The sequence below is a fragment of the Halomonas borealis genome (assembly GCF_004798905.1).
Lineage (GTDB): Bacteria > Pseudomonadota > Gammaproteobacteria > Pseudomonadales > Halomonadaceae > Halomonas > Halomonas borealis.
Genome location: NZ_SDMO01000086.1, coordinates 1 through 259, shown reverse-complemented (window position 1 = coordinate 259; position 259 = coordinate 1). Strand labels below are relative to the sequence as shown.

At 41.7% G+C, this 259-nt stretch carries 1 pseudogene; it reads right to left on the bottom strand.

The features are described from left to right. Positions 1-259 (bottom strand): annotated as a pseudogene (locus tag ETC07_RS16255) (hypothetical protein); the annotation flags it as partial.

Sequence of the window (259 nt, the reverse complement as noted above, 5' to 3'; positions counted from 1 at the left end):
AACGCCTCCACCTAAAGCAATCACTCCATCGGAGCGTGTCAAACCATGTAAGGCACAAAATTCCCATAGTTTCTCTACAGTAGACAAGTTTTTACTTGCTTCACCTGCTGGAAAAGTAAAAGTAAAAACTTCAATTCCTTCATTTCTTAACTGTGAAACTGCCTCTCTTCCATAGAGAGGTTCAACATTGTCATCGGTGACAAGCACAACTTTTTGTTGTTGCCAGAGTTGTGCAACCCATAGTCCCACTTGTGACAAG